At 65.7% G+C, this 426-nt stretch carries 1 protein-coding gene; it reads right to left on the reverse strand.

What is annotated here, in order from left to right:
- Positions 1 to 72 precede the first annotated feature (72 nt).
- Positions 73 to 426 (reverse strand): proton-conducting transporter transmembrane domain-containing protein (locus RM844_RS32990; RefSeq protein WP_311671106.1); only part of this gene is annotated, 354 nt, incomplete at its 5' end.

The raw sequence follows: 426 nt of genomic DNA on the forward strand, positions 1-426 counted from the left end.
TCCATGAGAACAGGAACACCGACAGCGGATGTTCGCCCGGCTCTCCCAACTGCGGCGGTTTCTTCTTTTCGCTCACCGCACCCTCCCCGCGATCGGGGCGAGATAGCTCGCCACTGCGTCAGCCAGGAAGAACAGCGCTACGCATCCCGCCGCCGTGGCCATCAACGCCGCCACAGCAGGCCCCGGCGCCCCGCCCGGCCGGATGAAGCCGCGCGGACTTCCATCGCCCGCCGGCTGCAGCAGGGCCCGTATCGCCACAGGCACGAGGTAAATCAGGCCAAGCAGGGAAGACACGATCATCGCCGCCGCCGTCACCCACTCCCGCGTACCGAACGATGCCGTGATCAGCATGAATTTCGACCACATGCCAGCAAACGGCGGCAGCCCGATCACGCTCAGCGCGCCAATCAGGAAGCATGAGAACAC

Origin of the sequence: Streptomyces chisholmiae, from assembly GCF_031845445.1 — a bacterium.
Classification (GTDB): domain Bacteria; phylum Actinomycetota; class Actinomycetes; order Streptomycetales; family Streptomycetaceae; genus Streptomyces; species Streptomyces chisholmiae.